The following is a 21,588-nucleotide window of genomic DNA, read 5'->3' as shown; positions in this document are numbered from 1 at the left end:
CCTCCTCGTTTAGGCCGGCGCGGTCTCGCCCCGGCTGTTGGTCTTCAGCAGCTTCCAGATCGGCTCCGTCAGCGACGTCTTATCATAGCGATTGTAATGATTCGCCAAGCCTCGGACCGGATCGCCCGCGTAGAACCGCTCGTATAAGAGATGCCTGGCGCCAAGCGGGCTGCCGATCAAGTCCCAAGCCAGCTTGAACAGCCCGACCTTCTTCTCGGCGCTTACGCCGGCTCCCTCGAAGTAGCGGTGCATCAGCCCGGAGATGGGACCGTAGAAATCCTCGACTCCCGAAGGCGTCTGCACGAATCCGCCTGCCCCGACCTGCTGCAGGATTTCGATCGCCCGCGGGTAGTACTTCGTTCCCAAGCTTCGCGCGGACTCGATATAAGACAGCTCCGGCACCAGCACGCCGGACGGATCGGGCACGGCTTTCGCCTCGGCGGCGAACATGAGCGCTTTGATCACGTCGATCTGGGTCAGCAGCTCGCCGAGCTTCTCCTGGATATGGAGAAATCCGGCTGCGCCGATCGCTTCGGCGACCGCGAACGCGAGCCCGGTCACGAACTCCAGCTTCGCGACGAAACGCACGACGTTCTGGTGAAACGCGAGGCCGTTCACCGTTTTGTTCGCCCGCAGCGCCAGCACCTTCGACGAATCGCCGTGCAGCAGCACCCGCTCCCACGGCACGAGGACGTCGTCGAAGAACAGCACCGCGTCCATCTCGTCGTACTTCGCGCTAAGCGGGTGATTCTGCCGCCGGTCGTCCGCGAAGGACTCCCGGCACACGATGTGCAAGCCCGGCGAATTGGCCGGGACGATCAGGACGTGCGCATGGTCGCGGTGGTTGTCTTGGAACTGCAGGAACGAAGAAATGACGAAATCGTGGGCGTAAGGCGCGCCGGTGGCGATCATCTTGGCGCCGCGCACCACGATGCCCTCGGTCGTTTCTTTCACGACGTGCAGGAAACGCTCCGCGATGCGAGGGTCGTCGAGACCGCTGGACCGGTCGATTTGCGGATCGATGATCGCGGTCGTCAGGAACAGGTCGCGGTCCCTCGCCTCCTCGTAATAGGCGGCGATCTTCGAGGCGAAATGCGGATCGAGCGCGGACAGCTCCCCGCGCGCCGCGTACCATCCCGTCACGATCGACCGCGCATAATCGGACAGCCGGCTCATCATGCCGAAAGTCTCCGCGGACCAGGTCGAGAAGGCGAGGCTTCGCTTTGCCAGCTCTTGGTGCGTGTAAGGGACAAGAAAAGCGCTGTGAGCATAATGCTCCCGCTCCGGCACCGCGTAGCCGACAAGGTCGCGGCGCTGCGGATCGTCCAGCATGTCGAACAGCAACTTAATGGTGCTCAAGGTGCCTTTGAAGGCCGGGTGCTCCGCCACGCGGGATATTTGCTTGCCTTCATGCCATACCGTTCGCCCGTCGTCGAGACTGTCTACAAATCGGGATCCTCGCAAGTTGAATGCTCCTTCGTTGATTATTTTTACTTTTCCGATTGATTTGGTGTACTTAATTCATTATGATAGCTATTATCCGAAATCCAGCAACAATCAATCGAACCGGATTCGCCGGAAAACGGACAGTCGCGCCGAATTCGTCGGGTATCGCGAACATATTCCACAACCGCAAGCGCAATGACGACGGGTCTTGCATCCATCGCCGTTTCAACCATCTGTTGCCTAACCAACATATAGATCCGAACTGTTGTTTTGGAGGTGTGCCTAATATGAACCCGGCCAAAGGAACGGATCGCCGGATCCGCCGCACGCGCGCGATGATCTTCGAGGCGTTCTTGACCCTGCTGAATCGCAAAAGCTACGCCGAAATCAGCATCGTCGATATTGCGGAGCAAGCCGATATTAACCGATCAACGGTGTACGCCCACTTTGTCGATAAAGATGACCTGATGCGGCAGTTCGTCGCGGACAATCTCGACGCGTTGAAGATACGAATCGAGGCCGGCGCTTGCGCTCCGCCTTCGAGCCCCGCCTTCCGCGAATCGGATCCGATCTTCGAGGCGTTGTTCGATCATACGTTCGAACGCGACGCCTTCTATCGCCTCATGCTCGCGAACGATCCTTCCGGCGAATTCCGCGCTCGCCTCCACGCCGTCATTCGGGACGGATTCTTCCGACGGTTATCGAAGCTGGGCTTGGACCAGAAACTGCAAGTCCCGCTTGACCTGCTGCTCGATTACGTGAGCTGCTCGACCGCCGGCATTCTTCATAAGTGGCTGTCGGACAACACCGTGTATTCCCCTCGCCATATGGCGCTTCAGTTGACGCGACTCGCCTTGCTCGGCGTTTACCGCTCCATGGGCATCGACGATGCGGAGTCCACGGCATGACAAAAGAGCCGCATCGCTGCGGCTCTTCTTGATTGCGTGTTCGCATGTCCACGCGATATGTGGTTAGTTCGCCGAATACCCTTAGGGCTTCGGTTTCCGGTTCTCGGCAATTAACTCCCCCATCGGCGTCCAATCGGGATCGGCCGGAAGCTGCGAATACGCGACAGGCAGCCGCGGGAACAACAGCTCTGCCACTCGGTATGCCTCTTCCAAGTGCGGGTAGCCCGACAAAATAAACTTGTCGATGCCAAGGTCGGCGTATTCCTTCAGCCGCTCGGCGACTTCGTCGGGGCTGCCGACCAGCGCCGTGCCGACGCCGCCCCTGACCTGGCCGATGCCGGCCCATAGATTGGGGCTGATCTCCTGCGCGTCGCGATGCTCGCGCACCAGCTGGGTCATCCGCCGCTGACCGACGGAATCGAACCGGTCCAGCACCGACTGCGCTTCCGCCACATCCTCTTCGGTTACGTACTGCACGAGTTTGCGCGCCGCCTCCCAAGCCTCCTCGGCCGTCTCGCGGACGATAATCTGCACGCGCAGGCCGATGCTGACGCTTCTGCCTAGACGGTCGGCTCGCTTGCGAACGTCGGCGATCTTCTCGGCGACCATCGCGGGCGTCTCCGCCCACGTCAAATACGTGTCGATATGCTTGGCGGCCACGTCGTGCCCGGCTTCGGAGGAAGCGCCGATGAATAGCGGCGGCGACTGCCGACTGAACGGAACGTACTGCAGCTTGGCTCCTTCGACTTGAATATGCTTACCTTGGAACGTCACGCTCTCGCCGGTCATCAGCCGCTTCCACACCTGGAGAAATTCATCGGTGATTTCGTACCGCTCGCGATGCGGGAGGAATATGCCATCCCCCTTCATTTCGACCGGATCGCCGCCGGTGACGACGTTGATGAGCAGACGGCCCGCGGACAACCGGTCGAACGAAGCGGCCATCCTGGCGGCAATGCTCACCGATGTTCCTCCCGGCCGCACGGCAACAAGAAACTTCAACCGTTCGGTCGCTTGAATAAGCGCCGACGCGACGACCCAGCCGTCCTCGCAGGCATGGCCGGTCGGCACCAGCATGCCCGTGAAGCCAAGACGATCCACCGCTTGGGCGATCTGCCGAAAATAATGCAGGTCGGTAATTTGGGCGCCGCGCGTCGTACCTAGGTACCTTCCATCCCCCATCGTGGGCAAATACCAAAACATTTCCATGCTAACCGCTGTCTCCTCTACTGTCTTGGTTTAACGGCCGGCGATCAGACCGACCAAAAGCTCCCGCAATTCGGCGAATTGTTTGTCCGCCCGCAGCGCCTTCGCATCGTCCGCTTCCTCGCCGCGAAACAGCGGGTTGATAATATCCTGCACGATGCGGCCGGGATTCGGATGCATGACGATAATCCGACGCCCGAGCAGCAGCGCTTCGTCGACGTCGTGTGTAATGAAGAAGAAGCAGCGTCCCGTCTGCCGCCAGATGCGTCGCACGTGCTCCTGCATCGACTCCCTCGTCAGCGCGTCGAGCGCGCTGAACGGTTCGTCCATGAGCACGATGCGGGGTTCGGTCGCCAGCGTCCGCGCAAGCGCCGTCCGCTGCTTCATGCCGCCGGACAGCTGGTGCGGGAGCCGCGCGGCTGCCGACTCGAGCCCGACCATCTGGATGTAGCGGGCCGCTTTCTCTCGCCGTTCCTTCCTTGGCAGCCCGGCCATCCGCAGTCCGAATTCGACATTCCCGGCTACCGAGAGCCAAGGGAACAGATTCGCATGCTGGAACACGACGCCGACTTGGGGCGACGGTTCGGCATACAGTTCCCCGTCGATGGCGACGGTGCCGCCGGAGGGCTTCAGATAGCCGGCGATAATGTTGAGGAGCGACGATTTGCCGCAGCCGGACGGGCCGAGCACGCAGACGAACTCATCCGGCGCCAGCGTAAGATCGATCCGCTCCAAGACGCGGAACTCGCCGCTTCCTTGGCGATAGGCTAACGATAACTCCTTCAGTTGGATGCCGGATCGCGGATCGGGTATAGCTGCCGCCGGCGGCTCCTCAGTCAGCTCGACACCCGCGCGCGGGGCTTGTTCCGCTACGCTCATGGTTCATTCCGCCTTTCTTTGCCGAATCGCGCTCATTATTGGGCGTACAGGTCGCTCAGCAGCGCTTTCTGGAAGACGTCCAGCTCCGGCGCGCTCTTGATCGATTGCTGCTCCACGAGGAAATCCGCCGTTTGCTTCAGCAGCGCCGCGAACTCGCCGGGCTGCTCCGGGGTGCCGAGATATTTCGGATCGGACTGCGCCGCCTTGTCCAAGACGGTGATGTCGTTCATCGCCTTCAACGTTTCTTCCGGGGTCAAGCCCAGCTCCTTGGACAACGCCTCGGCGGCTTCTTCCGGATGATCCCGGTAATACTTCGTGCCTTCGTCGAGCACGTCGATGTATTGTTTGACGGCATTCGGATATTTGGCGATGAAAGCGTCGTGCACGACGCCGAACTCGCCCGTCAACGCGCCCTTGTCCGCGACCTCCTTCGAGGTGACGACGACCTTGCCCTTCTCGGCCAGCAGCTTCGATTGGACCGGCTGCCACGTGTACGCGCCGTCGATGTCCCCACGCTGCCATGCCGCGAGCAGATCGGGCGCTTGCATATCGATGAGCTTGATGCCGGCGGGATCGACGCCCGCTTGCTCCAGCGCCGAGAGCAGGCTGAAATGCGATGTCGAGCCGAACGTAGTGGCAATTGTTTTGCCCGTCAGATCCTGCAGCGATTGAATGCCGGACTTCTCTTGGACGACAAGCGCTTCGCTCTCGCCGATGACGTCGTGAATGTAGTACACCTTGTTCGGCAAGCCCTGAGCGATGCCCGAGGCGCCCGGCGGGGTTCCGACGAGTCCGAAGTCGATGCTGCCGCTGGCGACCGCGGTGTTCACGTCGCGTCCGGAATCGAACTTGAGCCAGGAAATCTTGACGTCGGGGAATTTCTTCTCCGCAAGGCCAAGCGCCTTCGCGACCAATTCGCCGTTCGGCGATACCTGGTAGCCGATCCGGATTTCTGCCGGAAGCTCGTCGCCGCCGGAGGAACCGTTAGAGGCGGCCGCGTTGTTGTCGCTTGCCGGATCGTTCGCGGCGTTGCTGCCGCACGCGGCGGTGATCATAATAAGCGCGAGCAAAATGAAAATTGTTGCCAGACGTGACGTCCGCAAAGAATACAAATTCATAGACATGAATCCTCCTAAATGCTTTTAATGTTCAATCCACGGCGATACGCGCTTAATCAGCGCCCGAATGGCCGAATCGATGAGAATCGCGATGATCCCCATAATGATGATGGCGGCGTAAATAATGTCGCTTCGCAAATATTTGCTCGCATCCAGCACCATCCAGCCGATACCGGATACGGCCGCGATCATTTCCGCCGCGACCAGCGTGGAATATGTGACCCCTACCGCGGTTCGCAGCCCGGTCAATAGATCCGGCAGGCAGGAAGGGAAGATGACGAACAAATACAGCTTGATTTTTTTGGCCCCGAGCGACTTGGCCCCGTTGATGCGATCGACCGGAATCCGGCGCGCGCTGTAGACGGCGGCGATAAACATTGGCGCGAATCCGCCCAGGAACAACAGAATGATTTTGGACGTATCCTGAATGCCGAACCAGAGCACGAGCAATGAATAATACGCGAGCGGCGGCAGCGGTCGATAGAACTCGATGAATGGATCGAAAATCGCGCGCAGAAGCCGAATTCGGCCGCACAGAATGCCCAGCGGCACGGCCGTGACGAATACCAGCGCAAGCGCGATCCCGATTCGTTGTAAGCTTGCGCCGATATGCGCCAGCAGCCCTGTTCCTTTGTAGCCCTCCCGCGCCATGGAGACGAAGGCGGACCAGACGTCGGCGGGCGATGGCAGGAACAACGGATTGACCCAGCCGTTGCGGCTCGCAAGCCACCAAGCGACGAAGACGACGCCGACGGATAACGCGGATACGGCTGCGTAGGAGCCGCTTCTTAGACCGGTCCGGATTGCCGCGGACCGTTCGAATTTAGCATCGATAACCTTCACTTCCTTCCCTCGGGTTGAACTTGCAGACGGGATGAAAGGCGGCGGTATCGTTCGTACGGGAATCGAATTGGACTGTAATCGAAGAGGAAACTATCGGTACAGACGACAAGTCGAGTGCATCCAATCGAAACGTTCGGCCTTTCATAGGGCCCGGTGCGTGCGATCGTCTCTCCTGTCGTCAGGTGGAGGTTAATGAAACGTGTAGGGGGTTGGTATAGCGCGTTCATGGTTGTGAAATCTGATTCGCTTCTCGCGTCTCCGGCCGCTTGTTCTCGACCTTCGTAAGGAGGTATGCGAGCACGTCCGCCCGCAGCTGGCCTTCCAGCGGAGCGAAATTGAACAGTTCGCAGAAGAACAAGCCGTCGGCGGCTAGACGGGCGACCGTGGCTTCCACGGGATCCTTGCATTCGGCGGTCATCCGGCTCTGCCACAGGTCATAGCGCTGACGCATCGGCGCAAGCAGGTCCGGGTTGTTGGCGGCGGCGGCCAAAATGCCGAAGCTCATCTGCAGATCGTCCTTGCTGATGTCGAACGTCTGGATGAGGTACGCTTGCGCCCATCCGTTGTTCAGCGCTGTATTGCGCGTCGCCTCCGCGTCCGTGTCCGAATCGAATCGGTCCAAGAAGTCGTTCAAGGCGGCCTGAATAAGCGCTTCCTTAGTCGGAAAATGGTAGAGCAAGCCGCCTTTGCTGACTCCCGCTTCCCGGGCGACCGCGTCCAGCGTGAGATGCGAAGCGCCCATCTCTCGGACGAGCCTGCAGGCGACCATCAGAATCTTGTCGCGCTTGGAATTTCGATTCATGGCAGCACCTCCTGGTTTACTATACGGTCTGGACGGTTTAGTAGTCAATAATTAATTTTATAATCCCCATGCGATTAGTGTGAATTTCAATCATGTGCGGGTGCAGGCAAAGAAAAAGGATGACGCCTAACTGGCGAACATCCTTTGCACTGCGAGGCGCAGCCGGAACCCTTAAGCTGCGCATCCGGTTCTGATCACTCCGCGAAGGCGATCTCTATTCACACGAACTAAGCACAATATTGCGCAGCTTGCGGGTGAGCGCCGTCGTGCCCGCGTCTTTCTTCTGAATCATGAACAGGAAGGTCAGGCGCTCGGCGGGGAAATTGCAGAAATACGCGCCCAGCCAGCCGTCCCACCCGTACTCTCCTTCGCAGCCGAGTCCGGCTCCTTGCCCGACGTCCGTCAGCACGCGCATGAGATTACCATAGCTGTAGCCTTGAAGCGAATGCCAGTCTTTGTTGAACGTCTGCCGCTGCGAAGGCGTCAAGCCGGCCGACGCGAGGTAGCGAACCGTCCTCGGCCGCAAAATTCGGCTGCCGTCCAAGCTCCCTTCATTAATCAGCATGGTCGCGAATCGGGCGTAATCGTCGATCGTCGAGACCAGCCCCGCGCCGCCGGATTCGAAGGCCGGATCGCGGTCCATTCGATGCACGATGCCCAAATGATTGCCGGTATACAGCTCCAGCCCGCCTTGCCCGTTGTCTGCATAAGTGCGAGCGAGCCGGCCTCTCTTCTCCTCGGGCAGCCAGAATCCGGTGTCCTTCATGCCAAGCGGTCCGAACAGCTCCTGCTGCAGAAACTCGCCGTAGCGCATGCCGCTTACGACCTCCACGATCGCGCCGAGCACGTCCGCCGAGGTGCCGTAGGCGAAGGTTTCGCCCGGTTGGAAAGCGAGCGCGCATCGGCCCAGCCGATTCATCGCGTCGACGGTGCCGATCGGTCGCTCGCCCAACAATTCCGTCTCGATCTCCCGGAAGAGCGCCGCCGTCTCCCGCCCCGCCCGATGATCGCCGCCATAGGTTAAGCCCGAGGTCATGGTGAGCAAATCGCGGACATTCATCTCCCGCCGAACCGGCACGAGTTCTCCATCCACCTCCACCCGCTGATGACGAAACCCCGGCAAGTATTTACTCACCGGATCAAGCAGATCGATGAAGCCGCGCTCCATCAAAATCATGACGGCCGCGGCGGTGACCGGTTTGGTCATCGAATACAACCGAAATATAGAATCTCTGGCGATCGGCGTTCCCCGCTCCAAATCGGCGAACCCGTCCTCGTGATAGAATACCTCTTGTCCTTCTTTAAGCAGCAGCAGGTTGGCGCCCGCTACCTCCTTGTTCTCGATGCCCGCTCTTAACGCGGCTTTCAGCTGACGGATTGCGGTTGAATCCAACATGTGGACATTCTCCTTTGGTTGACCCGTGTTGTAGAAGGCTCGATTCATGAATCAGCTTCCATCTTGAAACTTACTTGAACCAGCTCCGCGGCGTCTTCCCGTGCATAAGCGCCAATTTCTCGAACGATTCGTATTTCTTCTGCGATTGAAAACCGACGTTGACGCGTTGCACGCTCGGATTGCGCAGGACGGGCAAGTAATCCTCCGGATTCATTTTTCCGACGGAAACATGCATAAATTGCTCCAGCGCAGGGGCGGCTTCCAATTCATTCAACCGTCGAAGCGTCTTGATGTTCTCAAGCCGAACGCTTCGCAAGTCAGGCAATGCCGAGAGCGCGGGCAGCTCTTCCACGGTCGACATGGCTTCCAGCGTCAACCCCTTCAGGCTTTTCAAGCCGGAGATAAACGCGAGATCACTGGGCAATTTCACGTTCCAAAGTTTAAGCTGCTCGAGTCCCGTCAAGGCCGCAAGACCGCTCATGTCCCGTAGTGCCAGGTTGGAGAGTTCCAGCGACCGGAGCTTGGGCAGAAGAGCCAAATAACTCACTTCGTCCAGCGTAGTTGAACCGAGCGCGAGGGTCTCCAGTTGTTTCAAGTACCGGATCGCTTCGATATTCCTGCTCTGTCCATAAATCTCCAGGGTCCGTAGTCGGCCGAAACGTTGGATGGCATAGAGGTCCGGCTTTTTCGATTTCGTCTTGCCGATGTGCAGCCAATCGAGCGATTCGGGGATCGCGTACAGCACATCCAAACTACTCAGTTGATAAATATCGAGCTTAAGCGCTTTCAGATTGCTTAACTTGGCGACCGCATCCAGATTGGCTACTTCCTGCAGACAGTCCAGCGATAACTGCGTGACGGCCTGCATTCGTTCCAGAAAGCCCAAATCGGCCGCTTCGGCATAAGAGCCGAATACGCGAAGCCAGACATCCGGGCGACGGGCGAACAATCGCTCGTTCAACGCGTCCAAAATACGCGCTTCCGGCTGTTCCGAGAACTGCACATAGACCAGCTCCGGATTTTGAACCAACTCATCGATTTCATCCTCGGTCAATGCGCGCCCGATTTGAACGCGATCACGTGATATATGCTCGTACATTAGGGGCCAATCACTCCTTGCTCATATAGCGCCGCCAAAGGCGCATCTCGGGTGCACAAACTAAATCTTTCCTCGTTCATTGTCCATTTTGCTCCCAAGCTTTAGAAGCGTCAATCCAAAATCTTCTCTCTTTGATATAAAAATTTCGCTGATTATTCGTGCTTGTATCCCTGATCTTCTTCGCATACTCCCAGTCAATGAACGAGCGAATTGGCAAGCGAACACATTCACACCTGACACGTCATGACATATAGTGAACGTAGGCTACTATCCCACGAACGCTTATTCGGATGGTCTCGCATCGCCCGCGCCGGCTGCATCGACCCTCTGGAAGCGCAAAGGAGTGTTCAGGTTGACCGACCAATCTGCCAACTACTTTGCCCGCGGCAATACCGCTCGCGGCGCCCATTTCTTGCATGATTCCGCCTTTCAAGGACTGAATCGGCTCTATGTCTTGACGGGACCTCCCGGTACGGGAAAATCGACGATCATTCGAAGGCTGGCCGACCGCTTGACGGAACAAGGGAAGCAGCTGGATTATTTCCATTCCCCGCTTCGTCCAGGCGAACTGGACGGTCTGATCGCGACGGATGTGAAGATCGGGATTATCGATGGCCGCGCCAGCGAGGGGATCACGGACCAGACCGCGCAAGTCATCATCCCGGTCGGCGTCGCGGACGCAGTCGACCAAGGCCGTTTAGCCAAGCATCTGGGGACGATCCAAGGCCTTGAGGAGAAGCTTGCCGATGCGTATGCGAACGCTTACGAAGGCTACGCTGCCGCGCTGCGGATTCACGACGAATGGGAGCGGTATTATATCGACAGCATGGATTTCGAGAAAGCGAACGAGATCGCGGGGCAACTGATCGAGGGGCTGTTCGCGGGGCATGAACACGACGCGCCGACCGTACGTCGCCGGTTGTTCTTCGGGGCGGCGACGCCGAAAGGCGCAGTCGATTTTATCCCTGGCTTAACCGCATCGCTCCGGCGGCGGATCTTCATCAAAGGCAGACCCGGCTCCGGCAAATCCACCCTGCTGAAGAAGCTTGCGTCCGCCGCGGAGCAGAAAGGCGTCGACGTGCGGGTCTTCCATTGCGGTCTCGATCCGAATAGCCTCGATATGTTGATTTTTCCCGAGCTGAGCACGGCCATCTTCGACAGCACGGCGCCCCACGAATATTTCCCGGACCGTGACGGAGATGAGGTCCTCGACATGTATGCGCTTGCCATGACGCCCGGGACCGACGAGCAATATGCCCTGGAACTTGCCGAGATCAAAGAACGCTATGCGTCGAAAATGAAGGAAGCGACCGTTTTTTTGGCAGCAGCCGAGCAGCTCGACGCGCAAATAAAAAGCTTCTATTCGGCAGCCACGGACTTCTCGGTCATCGAGGCCATCGGAGCGCGCCTTCAGGACGAATTCGATAGCTTGCTCGATCCGTAAGCTCCGCACGCGCCGAAAGCGCAAACCCGACCTCCAATAAGACGGTACCGCCAATCTGCTGAAGGTTGCCGCCGTCAACCGAGAAGAACGACGAAAGGCGCCGCAGGGGTTAAAATCCCCGTGGCGCCTTTATTGTGTAAATTAGAGATTGATTGTGGTTGGCCAACCGCGAATAAACCTTGTCGCGCGCGCCGCTTAGCCCGCCTTCGGATTCCACCCCTTCAGCACGTTCGCAATCGTCCACTTGGCCGCTTCCGCGTCGGTCAGCTGCTTGCGGAATTCGTTCACGAGCGCGCCGGGACCCGTGTTCTTGTATTCGGCGAACCGGGCATCCTTCCACGAGAAGCCGGACATGTCGGTCCACGGCTGCGCTTTGATATGCGCGCCCATCTCCGTATTCATGTAGACGACGCTCGCGATCGCGTTCGGATTGCCGCTCGGATGCCACGGTCGGCCGAGATGGACCGTGCCGGGCGCCGCGTCGCTCGTCAGCTTGCTGTTCAGGATGAGGTAACCGTACGGCTCGTCGATAAGCGTGCTCGCGGCGGTAATATACCCGTTGTTGGAATCCGAGCCGCGATCCAGCGAGTGAATGACGCATTCGTCGAAGACGGCGCGGGAGCCGCCGAAGATAAAGTCGACGTCGCCTTCGATGTAGCACTTGTTAAAATACTGCGTGCCCCCGTTCGTCAGCAGCGTATCCTGGTTGCCGAGGAAGCGCACGTTCGTGAACGAGATCCGGTCGCCGCTGACGTTCATGGCGACGGCTTGCTTGTTCGCTTCCGTCACCTTGCTCTCGTCGGTGCTGTTCTCGAACGTGATATTGCGGACCTTGACGTCATTCGCCTGGATGAACGCGGTCGCGCTGCCGCTCGTGCCGAACGTGCCGCCGGCGCCATTATTCCGTCCGGCGTAATTGTCGAACGTGATGACCGTCTTCTCGGCGTCTTCGCCTTCCAGCGCGATGAACGGCTTCTCTCTCGGAATCTTGACGACTTCCTTATAGATGCCGTTCTTCAGCCGGATCGTGACCGGCTGGATATTCCCGGCCGGCACGGCGTCGATCGCCGCCTGGACGGTCTTGTAATCCCCGCTGCCGTCCGCCGAGACGACCAACTCGCTCTGCATGCGGGCCATCTGCGCCGCGATGCTCGTCGCCCGGTGAAGAGCGCCCTGCCGCAGCGTCCGGTTATTCGCGTCTTTGCTGCTCTGTCCCTTTATCTCGGCATAGATGCCGCCCGTGAAGTAGCCCGTCGAAGCTGCGGTCGCAAGGAGCTGCTTGGCATAGCTCCCGCCCCACGAATATCCGTCCCTGCGCTCCTTCTCGATCTCTTGGATCGTCGATTTGATGACGCCGTCGCGGCCGGAGAAGATCGGCTTATTCGTCCCGATCTCATAGAAGCGATACCACGTCGTCGCCTTCGGGTCCGGGACGAAATAGACCCCGTTCGGATCGCCGCTCACGTAGCGAATGCCTTCCAGCTTCACCTCGTCGAACCACGTCAGCGCGCCTCGTATCGCCTCCTTGATCGCCGGCGTCTGAACCGGCCGACTCATGAGGAAGCGCACGATGCTGACCGATTCCGAGCCGGACAAGGAAGGATGCTCGTAGCTGCGCGCTCCTTTCGGCTCGAAGGTAACCGGGTCGTGCTGCGCGCACCAAGCGAGCAGCTTGCCGTCTACCTTGATCTGCGCCTTGAGGATGTAATCGACGCCTTTATTCATGGACTGCCTCAGCTTCGCCGCCAGCTCATCGCTAATCAGGTCGCCCGTGAACGGGTAGCTGCGGTTCGCCGCTTCGTCCATCAGCTCCAGCACATTGATCATCGCGTTATCGTTGAAGGTGACGTAGTCGGAATATTGCTCGAGTTCGCCCGGAATGCCGCGCTTCGGATACACCTGCGTGAAGCCGCCCGAATCGGTCTGCAGCAAGAACAGGAACGCGATGCCTTTCTCGATCGCCGCTTTGTACTTCGCGTCGCCGGTCGCCTTGTACACCTCCGCCAGGAAGCGAAGCTCCTTCACGGTCGCGTCGTTGTCGATCATCCCCAGCTCTTCGCCGCTCGGTCCCAGCCACTCCGAACGCTTGGCCTTGCCGTCCCATGGCTTGCTATAGTCGATCGCTTTGGAGAAGCCGCCATGCTCCATTTGCCAAGTAAGCATGTTGTCCGCCTGCTTCACCGCCTGCGCAAGATCGCCTGTAAATTTCTTGTCCGCCTGCGGCGACTGGTACGTCGCATTGACATCCCACGCATCCGCGCTTTGGAGGACAAGCACCGTTTGGCCGAAGCGGTTCACGCCTTGAGCGGCTTTGGTTATGCGCAGCTTGGCGAAGTTCGGCGTGAGCGAAGCCCAGCTTCCCGTCGGCACGCTGATCGCGATATCCGAGTAGTCAAAGTCGCTGAACCGGCTGTTCAGCGTCACGACCAGCTGATTGCCGCTGATCGCTTGAACCGCCGCGATGCCGGCGTGCTCGGCCTCCACATCGTGATCCGCCGCAATACGGGCCATCAGCGTCCTAGCCTCGCCGAACGTCAGCGCCTTCGCCGGTCCGAAGCCGCCGCCGGCAGCGGACATATAGCCTTGGGACGCCATCGCGCCGATCGCGCCCTTGCTCCACTTCGGCAGGGAACCGAAACGCTCGGCGGCCGACTCGTTAGGCGCCAGGTCGAGCAGACCGGCTAGGACGACGGCAGCCTCCTGCCGGCTGATCGGCTTATCCGGCGCGATCGTGTTATCCGGCAGACCTTGCATATAACCTGCCTGCTTGGCGGCCTCCAGCACGTAGGCATACCATTCTTCCAGCGAGACCTCCCAGACGCTCGTCTCCGTGCTTAGCCCTTTGAAGCGCTCTTCCTTCACGAAGCCGAATGTATCGTTGACAAGCGACATGAACGCTAGACGCGACAGCGGTTCGCTATCTTGGGGAGCACCGTCCGCAATCACGCCGAGCTGCTTCAGCTGCTTCAATTGAAGTCCGCTGACCAGCTCGGTCACGTCCGCTTCTTGCAGCTCCACTTGCTCCGCCTCGCCAGCCGGCTCGTTATGGATGCGCAGGCTGTCGATATTCCCGCCGCCGCTTGCTCCGACGGCCGTCGCGCGGATGATATTTTCTCCCGCCTTGAGCGTCGCCTGCGTCTTGGTCGTCAGCCACTTATCGAAGCCGCCCGTCGGGTCGAAGGCCAGCTCGGCATCGGCGATCGCGCCGTTGACCGAAATTTGGGCCGGACGTTTGTCAGTGCCGCCGTGAGCATAACGGAATTCAAGCGTGTACGAGCCCGCCGCCGGCATGTCGACCTTCCACTCCAAATAACCGCCCGGCACGTTCGGATTGAAATCGGTGAAGCCCGTCCCGGTGTATCCGGCATGCTTCGTATCGATAATGACGCCTTGAAGCGTATTCGCCTTCTCGGCTTCGAGCAGCACGCTCACCTTCGTGTATTCATCCGCCGCCAGCGACGATTCCGGCGCGCCCGTAAATGCAGCCCCCACGCTAGCGACAGCGAATACGGCCACAAACGCGCTTTTGCCTGCAAGCTTTATTCGTTTCATAACGGTTCCCTTCCATAATTGAGATAAGTCGCATGCTGCCTGACGTCGATGCTGCGCGGCTTGCCATTCGTCCCGCCGCGTTCACAGCTTGTAGTGCTGCGCTTCGGCCGATTCGCGAAAGAGCTTCGGCGTCGTGTTGAGATGCTTTTTGAACCCTCGTATGAAATTCGAATCGCTTACAAATCCGACCCGGCTGGCGACTTCCCGAATCGGCAGGTCCGTGTTGATCAGCAGCTTCTGCGCTTCGTGGAACCGCTTCTGCAGGATGTACTGCTGAATCGTCACGCCCAGCTCCTTCTTGAAAAAGTGGCACAAGTAGAACTTGTTCATATGAAGCCTGCTCGCCAGCGCATCCAGGCTCCAATTCGTGTTCCAGGCGGCATTCAGCTCCAGGAGGATGTTCTCCGTCAGCACCGCCTTGTCCGTACCGCGGTCGAGCCGATCGCCAACTCCCGTCTCCCGCCGCATCGACCGGCAGAGGAATAGCAGCAGCTCGAGCAAATGAATCTGAATGGCGCCCTTCTTCCCCCATGTATCGTCGCCGGCGTTCTCCGCCATCAGCCGTTCGACGATTCCCCGCAGCGCGCCCGCTGCTTCCGCTTGCAGCTGTAGCAGCGTATGCGGCGCGCTCATGCGCTCCAGAATGCGCTGGAATTCCTCCAGCGCTTCGTGCTCGAAGCCGAAGAAGTTGCGCGTAAATTGAATGACAACCCGTGCATACTTTCGTCCCTCGGGCACGTGGACTTTGTGCAGCGACGAGCTTTTGAATACGAGCAGCGAGTCCTTGGCCATGGGATAGATTTTGTCCTCGAAGATGTATTGGGCCGCGCCGTCCTGCAGCCACACCAATTCATAGCCCGGATGGGAATGGAAGTGCTTCGGATGCTTGAGATCCGTCTTGCACGCCATCGAGAAATCGTTCCGTTGAAGCAGTATCGCCAGATCCCGCTTCAGCTTCATAAGCTACCTCCTCGTCTTGGTGTAAGCGCAATCATTTTGAATTCTCCACTTGCGTACCACTTACTCTAGCACAACTCGACGCGTTCGATATATGCACCGTTTGTCGTATTCATAGGCATGGATTGCTATTTTGGCAGGCGCCGCTTGAGGCATTCCGCGAAAAGAAAAAAATCCGCTGCATGAGCGGATTTCCGAAAGATCGAGGAGAGGCGGTATTGCGAGGAAAAATCTGATCTATCCGAAGGGCGAACCATCATGCTGACCCGCGATATCCGGCAGCCGACCGAATTACGCCGCGCTTGTGGTTTGATAAACGATGATTCTACGCGCCACTTCCACGCCGTCATCGAAAGCCGGCGGCTGAAGCGCCGCGAACGTCCATGCAACCAGCACAGCGGCGAGCGCCGCGAACAGCAACAGCCAGACCCAACGCATGGCGTCATTTTTCACCGAATTTGCCAACATAGCGATCCTCCTCCTTATGCGAGTTCTTCAAGTTTTCTAGTTTTATCATAGAGGAACCGCCAGCCTCGCGGAAGTTACGCGGCGTCATGACTTTTGTCATCGCCGTCATGCCGAGGTGTGACATATAGCCGGCTGTCCAACAAAAAAAGTTCCCTGAACGGGAACTTGGCGAGCGGGAAAACAGGTGCCGCGGTCTCGGACCGCTCGGCTATTTGATCGTAATGCGATAGTAATAATCCTTGGCCATCTGCTTGATGACGTCTTCGCGCGCCATCTTGACGCTATAAGGAAGGCGGTTCTTCTCGCCGATGACGAAGTCGGTGTACGTGCCGGCTTTCGTCCTCAGCAGTTTGGTCTCGCTCGCCAGCACCGTATGGTTTTTATTGAGCGTTTCCATCACGATGACCGGCGGGCGGGAGACGTCTTTGGTCAGCGTGTAAGAGAAGTCCAAATTAATGCCGCCAAGGAAGAACTCGCTGTTGAGCGACGTTATGAATTCATGCGTGCCTTCCGTCGTCAAGATCTCGACCGCATCGTTCTTAATAAGCGGATAATCTTCTTCCGGCGCCGTTATGGCAATCGTATTATTCTTGCCGTCCCACTTGGCGTCATAGCCGAGCGATTCGCTGACGAGCCGGAGCGGCACATAGGTTTTGCCATTGTACGTAATCGGGGCATCCGATGGCATTCCGATCGCCCTCCCCTCCAGCAGCATCATAATTTGCGGGGCCAGCTGAGCCTTGATCTGCGCGCCTGCCGCCCACACGGTCGCAGGCACGAGCAGTCCTGCGGCGACGAGCATACCCGCCATCCAACGTTTCTTCATGGTTCATCCTCCTGTGACTTGTACTTAAGCAACATGTACCATTTTCATGGAAAACGGCACTTCGTCAAAAGAGACTTTTCAGCTAATTTCACAGACATAAAATGTTAAATTCGTCACGCTCATGTCGCATTTTGACGAATGCGTCCTCCTCGAATATACCGAGTTGCACGACAATAGGCGACTGCTTCCGGCGTTACCCGGCTGCAGTCGCCTATTCTGACAAGCGTGCTCGTTTATCGAATCAATTCCCTTACTTTAGCCAATTCCAGCTCTGCCCTAGGCCGGAATGCCTCCGACTTTGCGTACTCGAACAAGCTGTGAAGGAACTGACGGCCTTCCGTCGACTCGCCCGCGAGCATGGCATCTACCGCGCAGACGAGCAGGCTGCCTGCCCCGACTTTGCATTCGAACATCATCCCGAGCTTATGGTTGCGCTCGAAGTTGTCGATCGTCTGCACGATCGGCTGCAGCTCCTTGTCTGTGCCGTCGAGTATGATCGACCGCGAATGCGACACGATGCGACGCCACGGCTCGGTGGCATGCGGTTCGCTCGCGAAATGCCCGAACGCCGGATGTTCATGATCGATCAGCAGGCCCATCGTGCCGACCGGGACCGGCTTGTTCATACTCTCCGAGATCGAACGGAACATCGGGTAACACCAGAAGTCGACGCAATACGTCCCTTCGATCGCGTTCGTCAGCCGATTCGGATCGGGGATCACCACGATGCGCCCGCCCTGCTCGAGCAGCGCGGCTGCTTCGTCGGTCAAATCCTCGAACACCTTCACGCCGCTCTTGTCGACCGCGACGCCGCTCGGATAGATCCATAGGTCGTACGACTTTCGGATATCCGTTCCTTCGATGCGCATAGACAGCGTCGTCCTCGTCATCATCGGCACATCCGGCATATCGAACCCGATGCGGCCGATCTCGACGAAGTCGCCCGCTCCCCCCGCCGATGCGACCGCTTCGCCCGCCGCGAGACGCTCGCCGTCCGCAGTTAGCTCCCAGCTCAGCGTAAATCCTTGCAGCGGCTCGGGCCTCATATAGCGGAGCTGCAGCGCGGCTTCGAAACGCTCGCCCGCCGCGTAATTGTACGTGGCGAATCGCGCAAGCAGCACGGCATCCGAGCAGAACGTCCGCCACTCCTCCGGGGAGATGAGCCCTTTCGAATCCATGAACGCGTCCAGCACGCCGACGAGCGCCGTCCCCTGTCCGCTGAAATCCTGCAGGTCTAGCAGCTGGAAGCCGGCCAGATGCTTCGTGCGGAACGCCGCCTCGAGCTCTTCCTTGTACGCTTCGACCGCGACGCGACCGGAATGCGCATGGAATTGCTCGGCGAGATGGTCCAGTCCCTTGTCCGCCAGCCGCTGCCGAAACAGCTCGAAATTTCGCGCCTTGAGCGGTCCCGTATACTTCGCGATCTCGTTAAAATCCGGATACGTCTGATACTGTCCGATCTCGTGCGAGATGACCGGAACCTGCGGGACGATGACGCCTTCGGCGGCATCCGCTTGCACGGTCTTCGCTTCGGTGCCGTATTGAATTTGAATCTCGCCGCCGCCCGTATGCCCGTCGGCAGCCGAGCTGTCCGGCTGAGACGGAGGTATGATTTGATCATCATAATCGATCATCGTGCCTTGCGGCCCCGTCTGCACATGGCCCTGCGGCGCATCGCACATCGCGTACGAGCCCCGGAACAGCCGTTCCTTCGAGAAGCGCACGCCGCAGAAGAAGTCTTCGTGCTCGAGGATGACCGGGACCCATTGGAAGTTGTTGGAGCCCTGCGTATACAGTGGACGGCTATCGAACGCCTTGTAATCCTTCAGGATGCCGTCGATCCGTTCCTTGCTTCCCCACAGCTCGTTGCCGAGCGACATCATGACGAACGACGGATGGTTGCCGAACGCCCTCAGCATGCGATAGCCTTCTTCGATCAAATAGCGCTGCTCCGCCTCATTGTGGTTGTCGTACGTCTCGTCGGTCACCGTGCCCCAGAACGGCAGCTCCGGTTCCATATAGATGCCAAGGCGATCCGCGGCTTCGAAGGCCGCTTCGGGCGGACAGCAGGTATGGAACCGGTAATGATTGATGCCGTAGGATTTGGCGATCTCGAGCACGCGCAGCCATTCCTCGACCGACGTCGGGGCAAACCCCGTCAGCGGGAAGATAAGGCCGTCATGCTTGCCGCGCAGGAACGTCTTCGCGCCGTTGATCGTGAACGCGCCGCCTTCCGCCTTGAATTCGCGCAGACCGAACGTCTCTTCGTGAATATCCGCCGTCGAATCCCCTTGCGTCACCTCAAGCCGCAGCTTATACAGATTCGGCTCCCACTCGCTCCAGAGCAGCGCCTCCTCCCCGAGCGGGTACGCAAGCTCGAATTCCCCGGCTTTAATCGCATATGCGCGGGCTTCCGGCGCATGCTCGCGCGCAGCATTGAAGCTTACCGCCGACACGGTCAGCTGCGCTTCCTTGGCGCCGATCAGTCTGCCTTTGACGGTCACCGTCCTGCTCTCGACGTTCGGGTAGGTCGCGATGTCTTCCACATGCGCTTCACCAAGAAATTGCAGCTCGATCCGGCCCGTAATGCCGTTCCAGTTCGTCTGCGTATCGCGTGACGTCATATGCCCGCCCTTGGTGGGATAATCCGTGTTATCTACCCGAATCGTGATCGTATGCGCGCCCGGCGTCAGACGGTTCGTCAATGAATAGACATGCGGCGCGCACAGGCTATTCTGCGAGCCAAGCTCTTGGCCGTCGATCCATACGGTCGTGACGCGGGTACGCTCGAGGTAAAGCATCGCGCTCGCATGCGCTAATTCGGCCGGGACCTCGAACTCTCGCGCATACCACGCCCAACCTTCAAATGCATATTCGTCGGTCAGACAGTCGGCATGCGCGGCTTCGTTCGGCTCTCCTTTTCTGGCCAACGAAGTCGTGCCCGGCAACGCGATGGTATCGTTCATCGGCAGCCGGCGGCCTTGTTTCTCCCCGTCCAATTGAAACTCCCATACGCCGTCCAGGTTAATCGTAGCAATCATCGGTTTCACGTCCTCTGTCCAATATCGGCTTGAATGCGACAACTATAGCATAGCCGGACATGGTGATAATACCGCGTAAATTAGTCGATTTCTCCATGCACAATCGGTGAAGTGCAAGACTGGAGTGGAAATGCGACTGCAGGCGAAAACAAACAATCCGCCACGAGGGGCGGATTGATGGCGGTGCTGCTTATTCCGTTATGCTTATGCGGCGCTAGTCGTTTGATACACAATAAGCCGGCGCGCCTCTTGAACGCCTTCGTCATTCGCTCGCAACTGCTGCGTGCCGATACCGCCATGCTCTGGGATAGCTTGATCGCCCTGGTAGCTGTGACCGGCTGCCGCTACGATGGCGACGGCTGCCATAACCGCCGCGAACAACGCCAGCGCCGTGCGCCGAACGCCTTCCTTCTGCCAAACATTCGCTTTCATTCCATTCGCCCCCTTCATCCGGCATGATGTCTTGGTTCGATCGTACATCATGCCGCCGCGCCGCGGAAGTGACGCCCGGTCACCGGTTATGTCATTAGGTGACACGCTCGATGACGTTCGGCTTCGACCGGCGAAGGAAGCCCGTTACGCAAACCAATCCCCGCACCACTTCTCGAGGAAGCGTAGCTTCTCCTCGGTCTGGAACGCGCCGCCGCCCTCATGGCCGTTAAAGGGGTAGATGCGGATTTCCTTCTCGCCGGGAATGCGGTTGTACGTGGCAAAATACATCTCCGGCGGACAAATCTCGTCCTTCAGCGCAACGGAGGCGAGGACGCGGCAGGTGATTCGATCCGCCATATTCATCGTATCGAAATAACTGAGCTGGTCGAGAACGAGATCGAGCTGCTCGGGATGGCGCTTGATGTATTCCGCGGCGCTGGCGAACGCGCCGTGCAGCCCTTCCACGCGCCGCGCGAGATTGCTGTTGCTCGGCACGTCCGCGAGCGCGACCTGCGGCCGGTCGTCCAGCGCCGCCATCGCCATCGCCAGCGCGCCGCCTTGGCTCGCGCCCTCCACGACGATTCGCGAGGCGTCCACCTCGTCCCGCGAGCAGGCGAAATCGATCGCCTTCATGCAGTCCATGTATACGTACCGGTAATAATATTCCGATTTGTCGTGGATGCCCCGGCTTGCCACGTTCAGGGAGAAGCCGCTCGTCGTCGCCGCGCGGCTGCCGGTCTTGCCGCCTTGATCGCGGCAATCGACGGACACGACCGCGAAGCCCATCATGACCCAATGCATCAGTTCGGAGGGCTCTCCGCGGCTGCCCGAGAATCCATGATAATGGATCAAGCACGGATATTGCGGCTTATTCAAGAACGTCGGCACGATATACCAGCCGTGAATCGGCGTTTCGTCCATTCCATTATATTGCAGATCGTAGACGCGCGCGTGCTTGACCGGATATGACACTTCGCTCACGACGGGGCGAAGCGGCACCGCCCGTGCGGCTTGTATCGTCTCTTCCCAGAACGCGTCGAAATCGTCCTTGCGCGTCAGCTTCGGAAAATACGTGAATAACGTTTCCGTGGCAGCTTCCAAATACCCCATTCGGCGATCCTCCTCCACATGCGTTGCTGCGCCTGCACCATGGCTCTCCATGTCGGCTACC

At 58.8% G+C, this 21,588-nt stretch carries 17 protein-coding genes; 2 read left to right on the top strand and 15 right to left on the bottom strand.

The genetic code is table 11. The features are described from left to right. Window positions 1-9 precede the first annotated feature (9 nt). Window positions 10-1,464, bottom strand: coding sequence for a 4-hydroxyphenylacetate 3-hydroxylase family protein (locus ACFSKT_RS02120; protein WP_377720154.1), 1,455 nt, complete (start codon window positions 1,462-1,464; stop codon window positions 10-12). 269 nt (window positions 1,465-1,733) lie between these two features. On the opposite strand from ACFSKT_RS02120, the gene ACFSKT_RS02115 reads away from it, so the two are divergent. Continuing rightward, window positions 1,734-2,354: a TetR/AcrR family transcriptional regulator gene (locus tag ACFSKT_RS02115; RefSeq protein ID WP_377720153.1), complete on the top strand. Its 621-nt coding sequence runs from the start codon at window positions 1,734-1,736 to the stop codon at window positions 2,352-2,354. Window positions 2,355-2,435: 81 nt separating this feature from the next. On the opposite strand, the gene ssuD is transcribed toward ACFSKT_RS02115, so the two are convergent. From ssuD to ACFSKT_RS02080, 7 genes are all read right to left on the bottom strand, one after another. Then, a complete protein-coding gene (gene ssuD / locus ACFSKT_RS02110) occupies window positions 2,436-3,563 on the bottom strand; it encodes an FMNH2-dependent alkanesulfonate monooxygenase (RefSeq protein WP_377720152.1) in 1,128 nt (375 codons plus the stop codon). Window positions 3,564-3,593: 30 nt separating this feature from the next. Further along, on the bottom strand, window positions 3,594-4,439 hold the full coding sequence (locus tag ACFSKT_RS02105) for an ABC transporter ATP-binding protein (RefSeq protein WP_377720151.1): 846 nt from the start codon (window positions 4,437-4,439) through the stop codon (window positions 3,594-3,596). 35 nt (window positions 4,440-4,474) lie between these two features. Further along, entirely contained in the window at window positions 4,475-5,557 is a 1,083-nt protein-coding gene (locus ACFSKT_RS02100; protein WP_377720150.1) for a taurine ABC transporter substrate-binding protein, read from the bottom strand. A 24-nt stretch (window positions 5,558-5,581) separates the two neighbouring features. Further along, window positions 5,582-6,400: an ABC transporter permease subunit gene (locus tag ACFSKT_RS02095; protein ID WP_377720149.1), complete on the bottom strand. Its 819-nt coding sequence runs from the start codon at window positions 6,398-6,400 to the stop codon at window positions 5,582-5,584. Window positions 6,401-6,623: 223 nt separating this feature from the next. Next, complete coding sequence (locus tag ACFSKT_RS02090) at window positions 6,624-7,202, bottom strand: TetR/AcrR family transcriptional regulator (RefSeq protein ID WP_377720148.1); 579 nt, start codon at window positions 7,200-7,202, stop codon at window positions 6,624-6,626. 214 nt (window positions 7,203-7,416) lie between these two features. Beyond that, window positions 7,417-8,598, bottom strand: a complete 1,182-nt coding sequence (locus ACFSKT_RS02085) for a serine hydrolase domain-containing protein (protein ID WP_377720147.1) — start codon at window positions 8,596-8,598, stop codon at window positions 7,417-7,419. Window positions 8,599-8,668: 70 nt separating this feature from the next. Further along, window positions 8,669-9,697, bottom strand: coding sequence for a leucine-rich repeat domain-containing protein (locus ACFSKT_RS02080; protein ID WP_377720146.1), 1,029 nt, complete (start codon window positions 9,695-9,697; stop codon window positions 8,669-8,671). Between the two features lie 352 nt (window positions 9,698-10,049). On the opposite strand from ACFSKT_RS02080, the gene ACFSKT_RS02075 reads away from it, so the two are divergent. Beyond that, window positions 10,050-11,141 carry a PRK06851 family protein gene (locus tag ACFSKT_RS02075; protein ID WP_377720145.1) on the top strand — a complete coding sequence of 364 codons (1,092 nt, stop codon included), beginning with the start codon at window positions 10,050-10,052 and terminating at the stop codon, window positions 11,139-11,141. A gap of 195 nt (window positions 11,142-11,336) precedes the next feature. On the opposite strand, the gene pelA is transcribed toward ACFSKT_RS02075, so the two are convergent. The 7 genes from pelA to ACFSKT_RS02040 form a co-directional block, all read right to left on the bottom strand. Beyond that, window positions 11,337-14,693, bottom strand: coding sequence for a pectate lyase (pelA, locus tag ACFSKT_RS02070; RefSeq protein ID WP_377720144.1), 3,357 nt, complete (start codon window positions 14,691-14,693; stop codon window positions 11,337-11,339). Between the two features lie 81 nt (window positions 14,694-14,774). Beyond that, window positions 14,775-15,653 carry a helix-turn-helix domain-containing protein gene (locus ACFSKT_RS02065; protein WP_377720143.1) on the bottom strand — a complete coding sequence of 293 codons (879 nt, stop codon included), beginning with the start codon at window positions 15,651-15,653 and terminating at the stop codon, window positions 14,775-14,777. 288 nt (window positions 15,654-15,941) lie between these two features. After that, window positions 15,942-16,118, bottom strand: coding sequence for a hypothetical protein (locus ACFSKT_RS02060; protein ID WP_377720142.1), 177 nt, complete (start codon window positions 16,116-16,118; stop codon window positions 15,942-15,944). A 208-nt stretch (window positions 16,119-16,326) separates the two neighbouring features. After that, a complete protein-coding gene (locus ACFSKT_RS02055) occupies window positions 16,327-16,944 on the bottom strand; it encodes a stalk domain-containing protein (protein ID WP_377720141.1) in 618 nt (205 codons plus the stop codon). Between the two features lie 233 nt (window positions 16,945-17,177). Further along, window positions 17,178-19,985, bottom strand: a complete 2,808-nt coding sequence (locus tag ACFSKT_RS02050) for a glycoside hydrolase family 2 TIM barrel-domain containing protein (RefSeq protein ID WP_377720140.1) — start codon at window positions 19,983-19,985, stop codon at window positions 17,178-17,180. 204 nt (window positions 19,986-20,189) lie between these two features. Beyond that, window positions 20,190-20,417: a hypothetical protein gene (locus tag ACFSKT_RS02045; protein ID WP_377720139.1), complete on the bottom strand. Its 228-nt coding sequence runs from the start codon at window positions 20,415-20,417 to the stop codon at window positions 20,190-20,192. Window positions 20,418-20,561: 144 nt separating this feature from the next. Further along, window positions 20,562-21,527, bottom strand: a complete 966-nt coding sequence (locus ACFSKT_RS02040; protein ID WP_377720138.1) for an acetylxylan esterase — start codon at window positions 21,525-21,527, stop codon at window positions 20,562-20,564. Window positions 21,528-21,588 lie beyond the last annotated feature (61 nt).

This window comes from Paenibacillus xanthanilyticus (assembly GCF_042682185.1).
In the GTDB taxonomy this organism is placed as follows: Bacteria; Bacillota; Bacilli; order Paenibacillales; family Paenibacillaceae; genus Paenibacillus_Z; species Paenibacillus_Z xanthanilyticus.
The sequence above is the reverse complement of the archived record's forward strand: the minus strand, read 5'-3'. Positions and strand labels throughout refer to the sequence as shown.

Excerpts from the sequence above, each read along its gene's own strand:
- ACFSKT_RS02115 (WP_377720153.1), top strand. The coding sequence starts at position 1,734 with ATGAACCCGGCCAAAGGAACGGATCGCCGGATCCGCCGCACGCGCGCG.
- ACFSKT_RS02065 (WP_377720143.1), bottom strand. The coding sequence starts at position 15,653 with ATGAAGCTGAAGCGGGATCTGGCGATACTGCTTCAACGGAACGATTTC.
- ACFSKT_RS02085 (WP_377720147.1), bottom strand. The coding sequence starts at position 8,598 with ATGTTGGATTCAACCGCAATCCGTCAGCTGAAAGCCGCGTTAAGAGCG.
- ACFSKT_RS02050 (WP_377720140.1), bottom strand. The coding sequence starts at position 19,985 with ATGATTGCTACGATTAACCTGGACGGCGTATGGGAGTTTCAATTGGAC.
- ACFSKT_RS02100 (WP_377720150.1), bottom strand. The coding sequence starts at position 5,557 with ATGAATTTGTATTCTTTGCGGACGTCACGTCTGGCAACAATTTTCATT.
- ACFSKT_RS02055 (WP_377720141.1), bottom strand. The coding sequence starts at position 16,944 with ATGAAGAAACGTTGGATGGCGGGTATGCTCGTCGCCGCAGGACTGCTC.
- pelA (WP_377720144.1), bottom strand. The coding sequence starts at position 14,693 with ATGAAACGAATAAAGCTTGCAGGCAAAAGCGCGTTTGTGGCCGTATTC.
- ACFSKT_RS02060 (WP_377720142.1), bottom strand. The coding sequence starts at position 16,118 with ATGTTGGCAAATTCGGTGAAAAATGACGCCATGCGTTGGGTCTGGCTG.
- ACFSKT_RS02080 (WP_377720146.1), bottom strand. The coding sequence starts at position 9,697 with ATGTACGAGCATATATCACGTGATCGCGTTCAAATCGGGCGCGCATTG.
- ssuD (WP_377720152.1), bottom strand. The coding sequence starts at position 3,563 with ATGGAAATGTTTTGGTATTTGCCCACGATGGGGGATGGAAGGTACCTA.
- ACFSKT_RS02040 (WP_377720138.1), bottom strand. The coding sequence starts at position 21,527 with ATGGGGTATTTGGAAGCTGCCACGGAAACGTTATTCACGTATTTTCCG.
- ACFSKT_RS02105 (WP_377720151.1), bottom strand. The coding sequence starts at position 4,439 with ATGAGCGTAGCGGAACAAGCCCCGCGCGCGGGTGTCGAGCTGACTGAG.
- ACFSKT_RS02045 (WP_377720139.1), bottom strand. The coding sequence starts at position 20,417 with ATGAAAGCGAATGTTTGGCAGAAGGAAGGCGTTCGGCGCACGGCGCTG.
- ACFSKT_RS02090 (WP_377720148.1), bottom strand. The coding sequence starts at position 7,202 with ATGAATCGAAATTCCAAGCGCGACAAGATTCTGATGGTCGCCTGCAGG.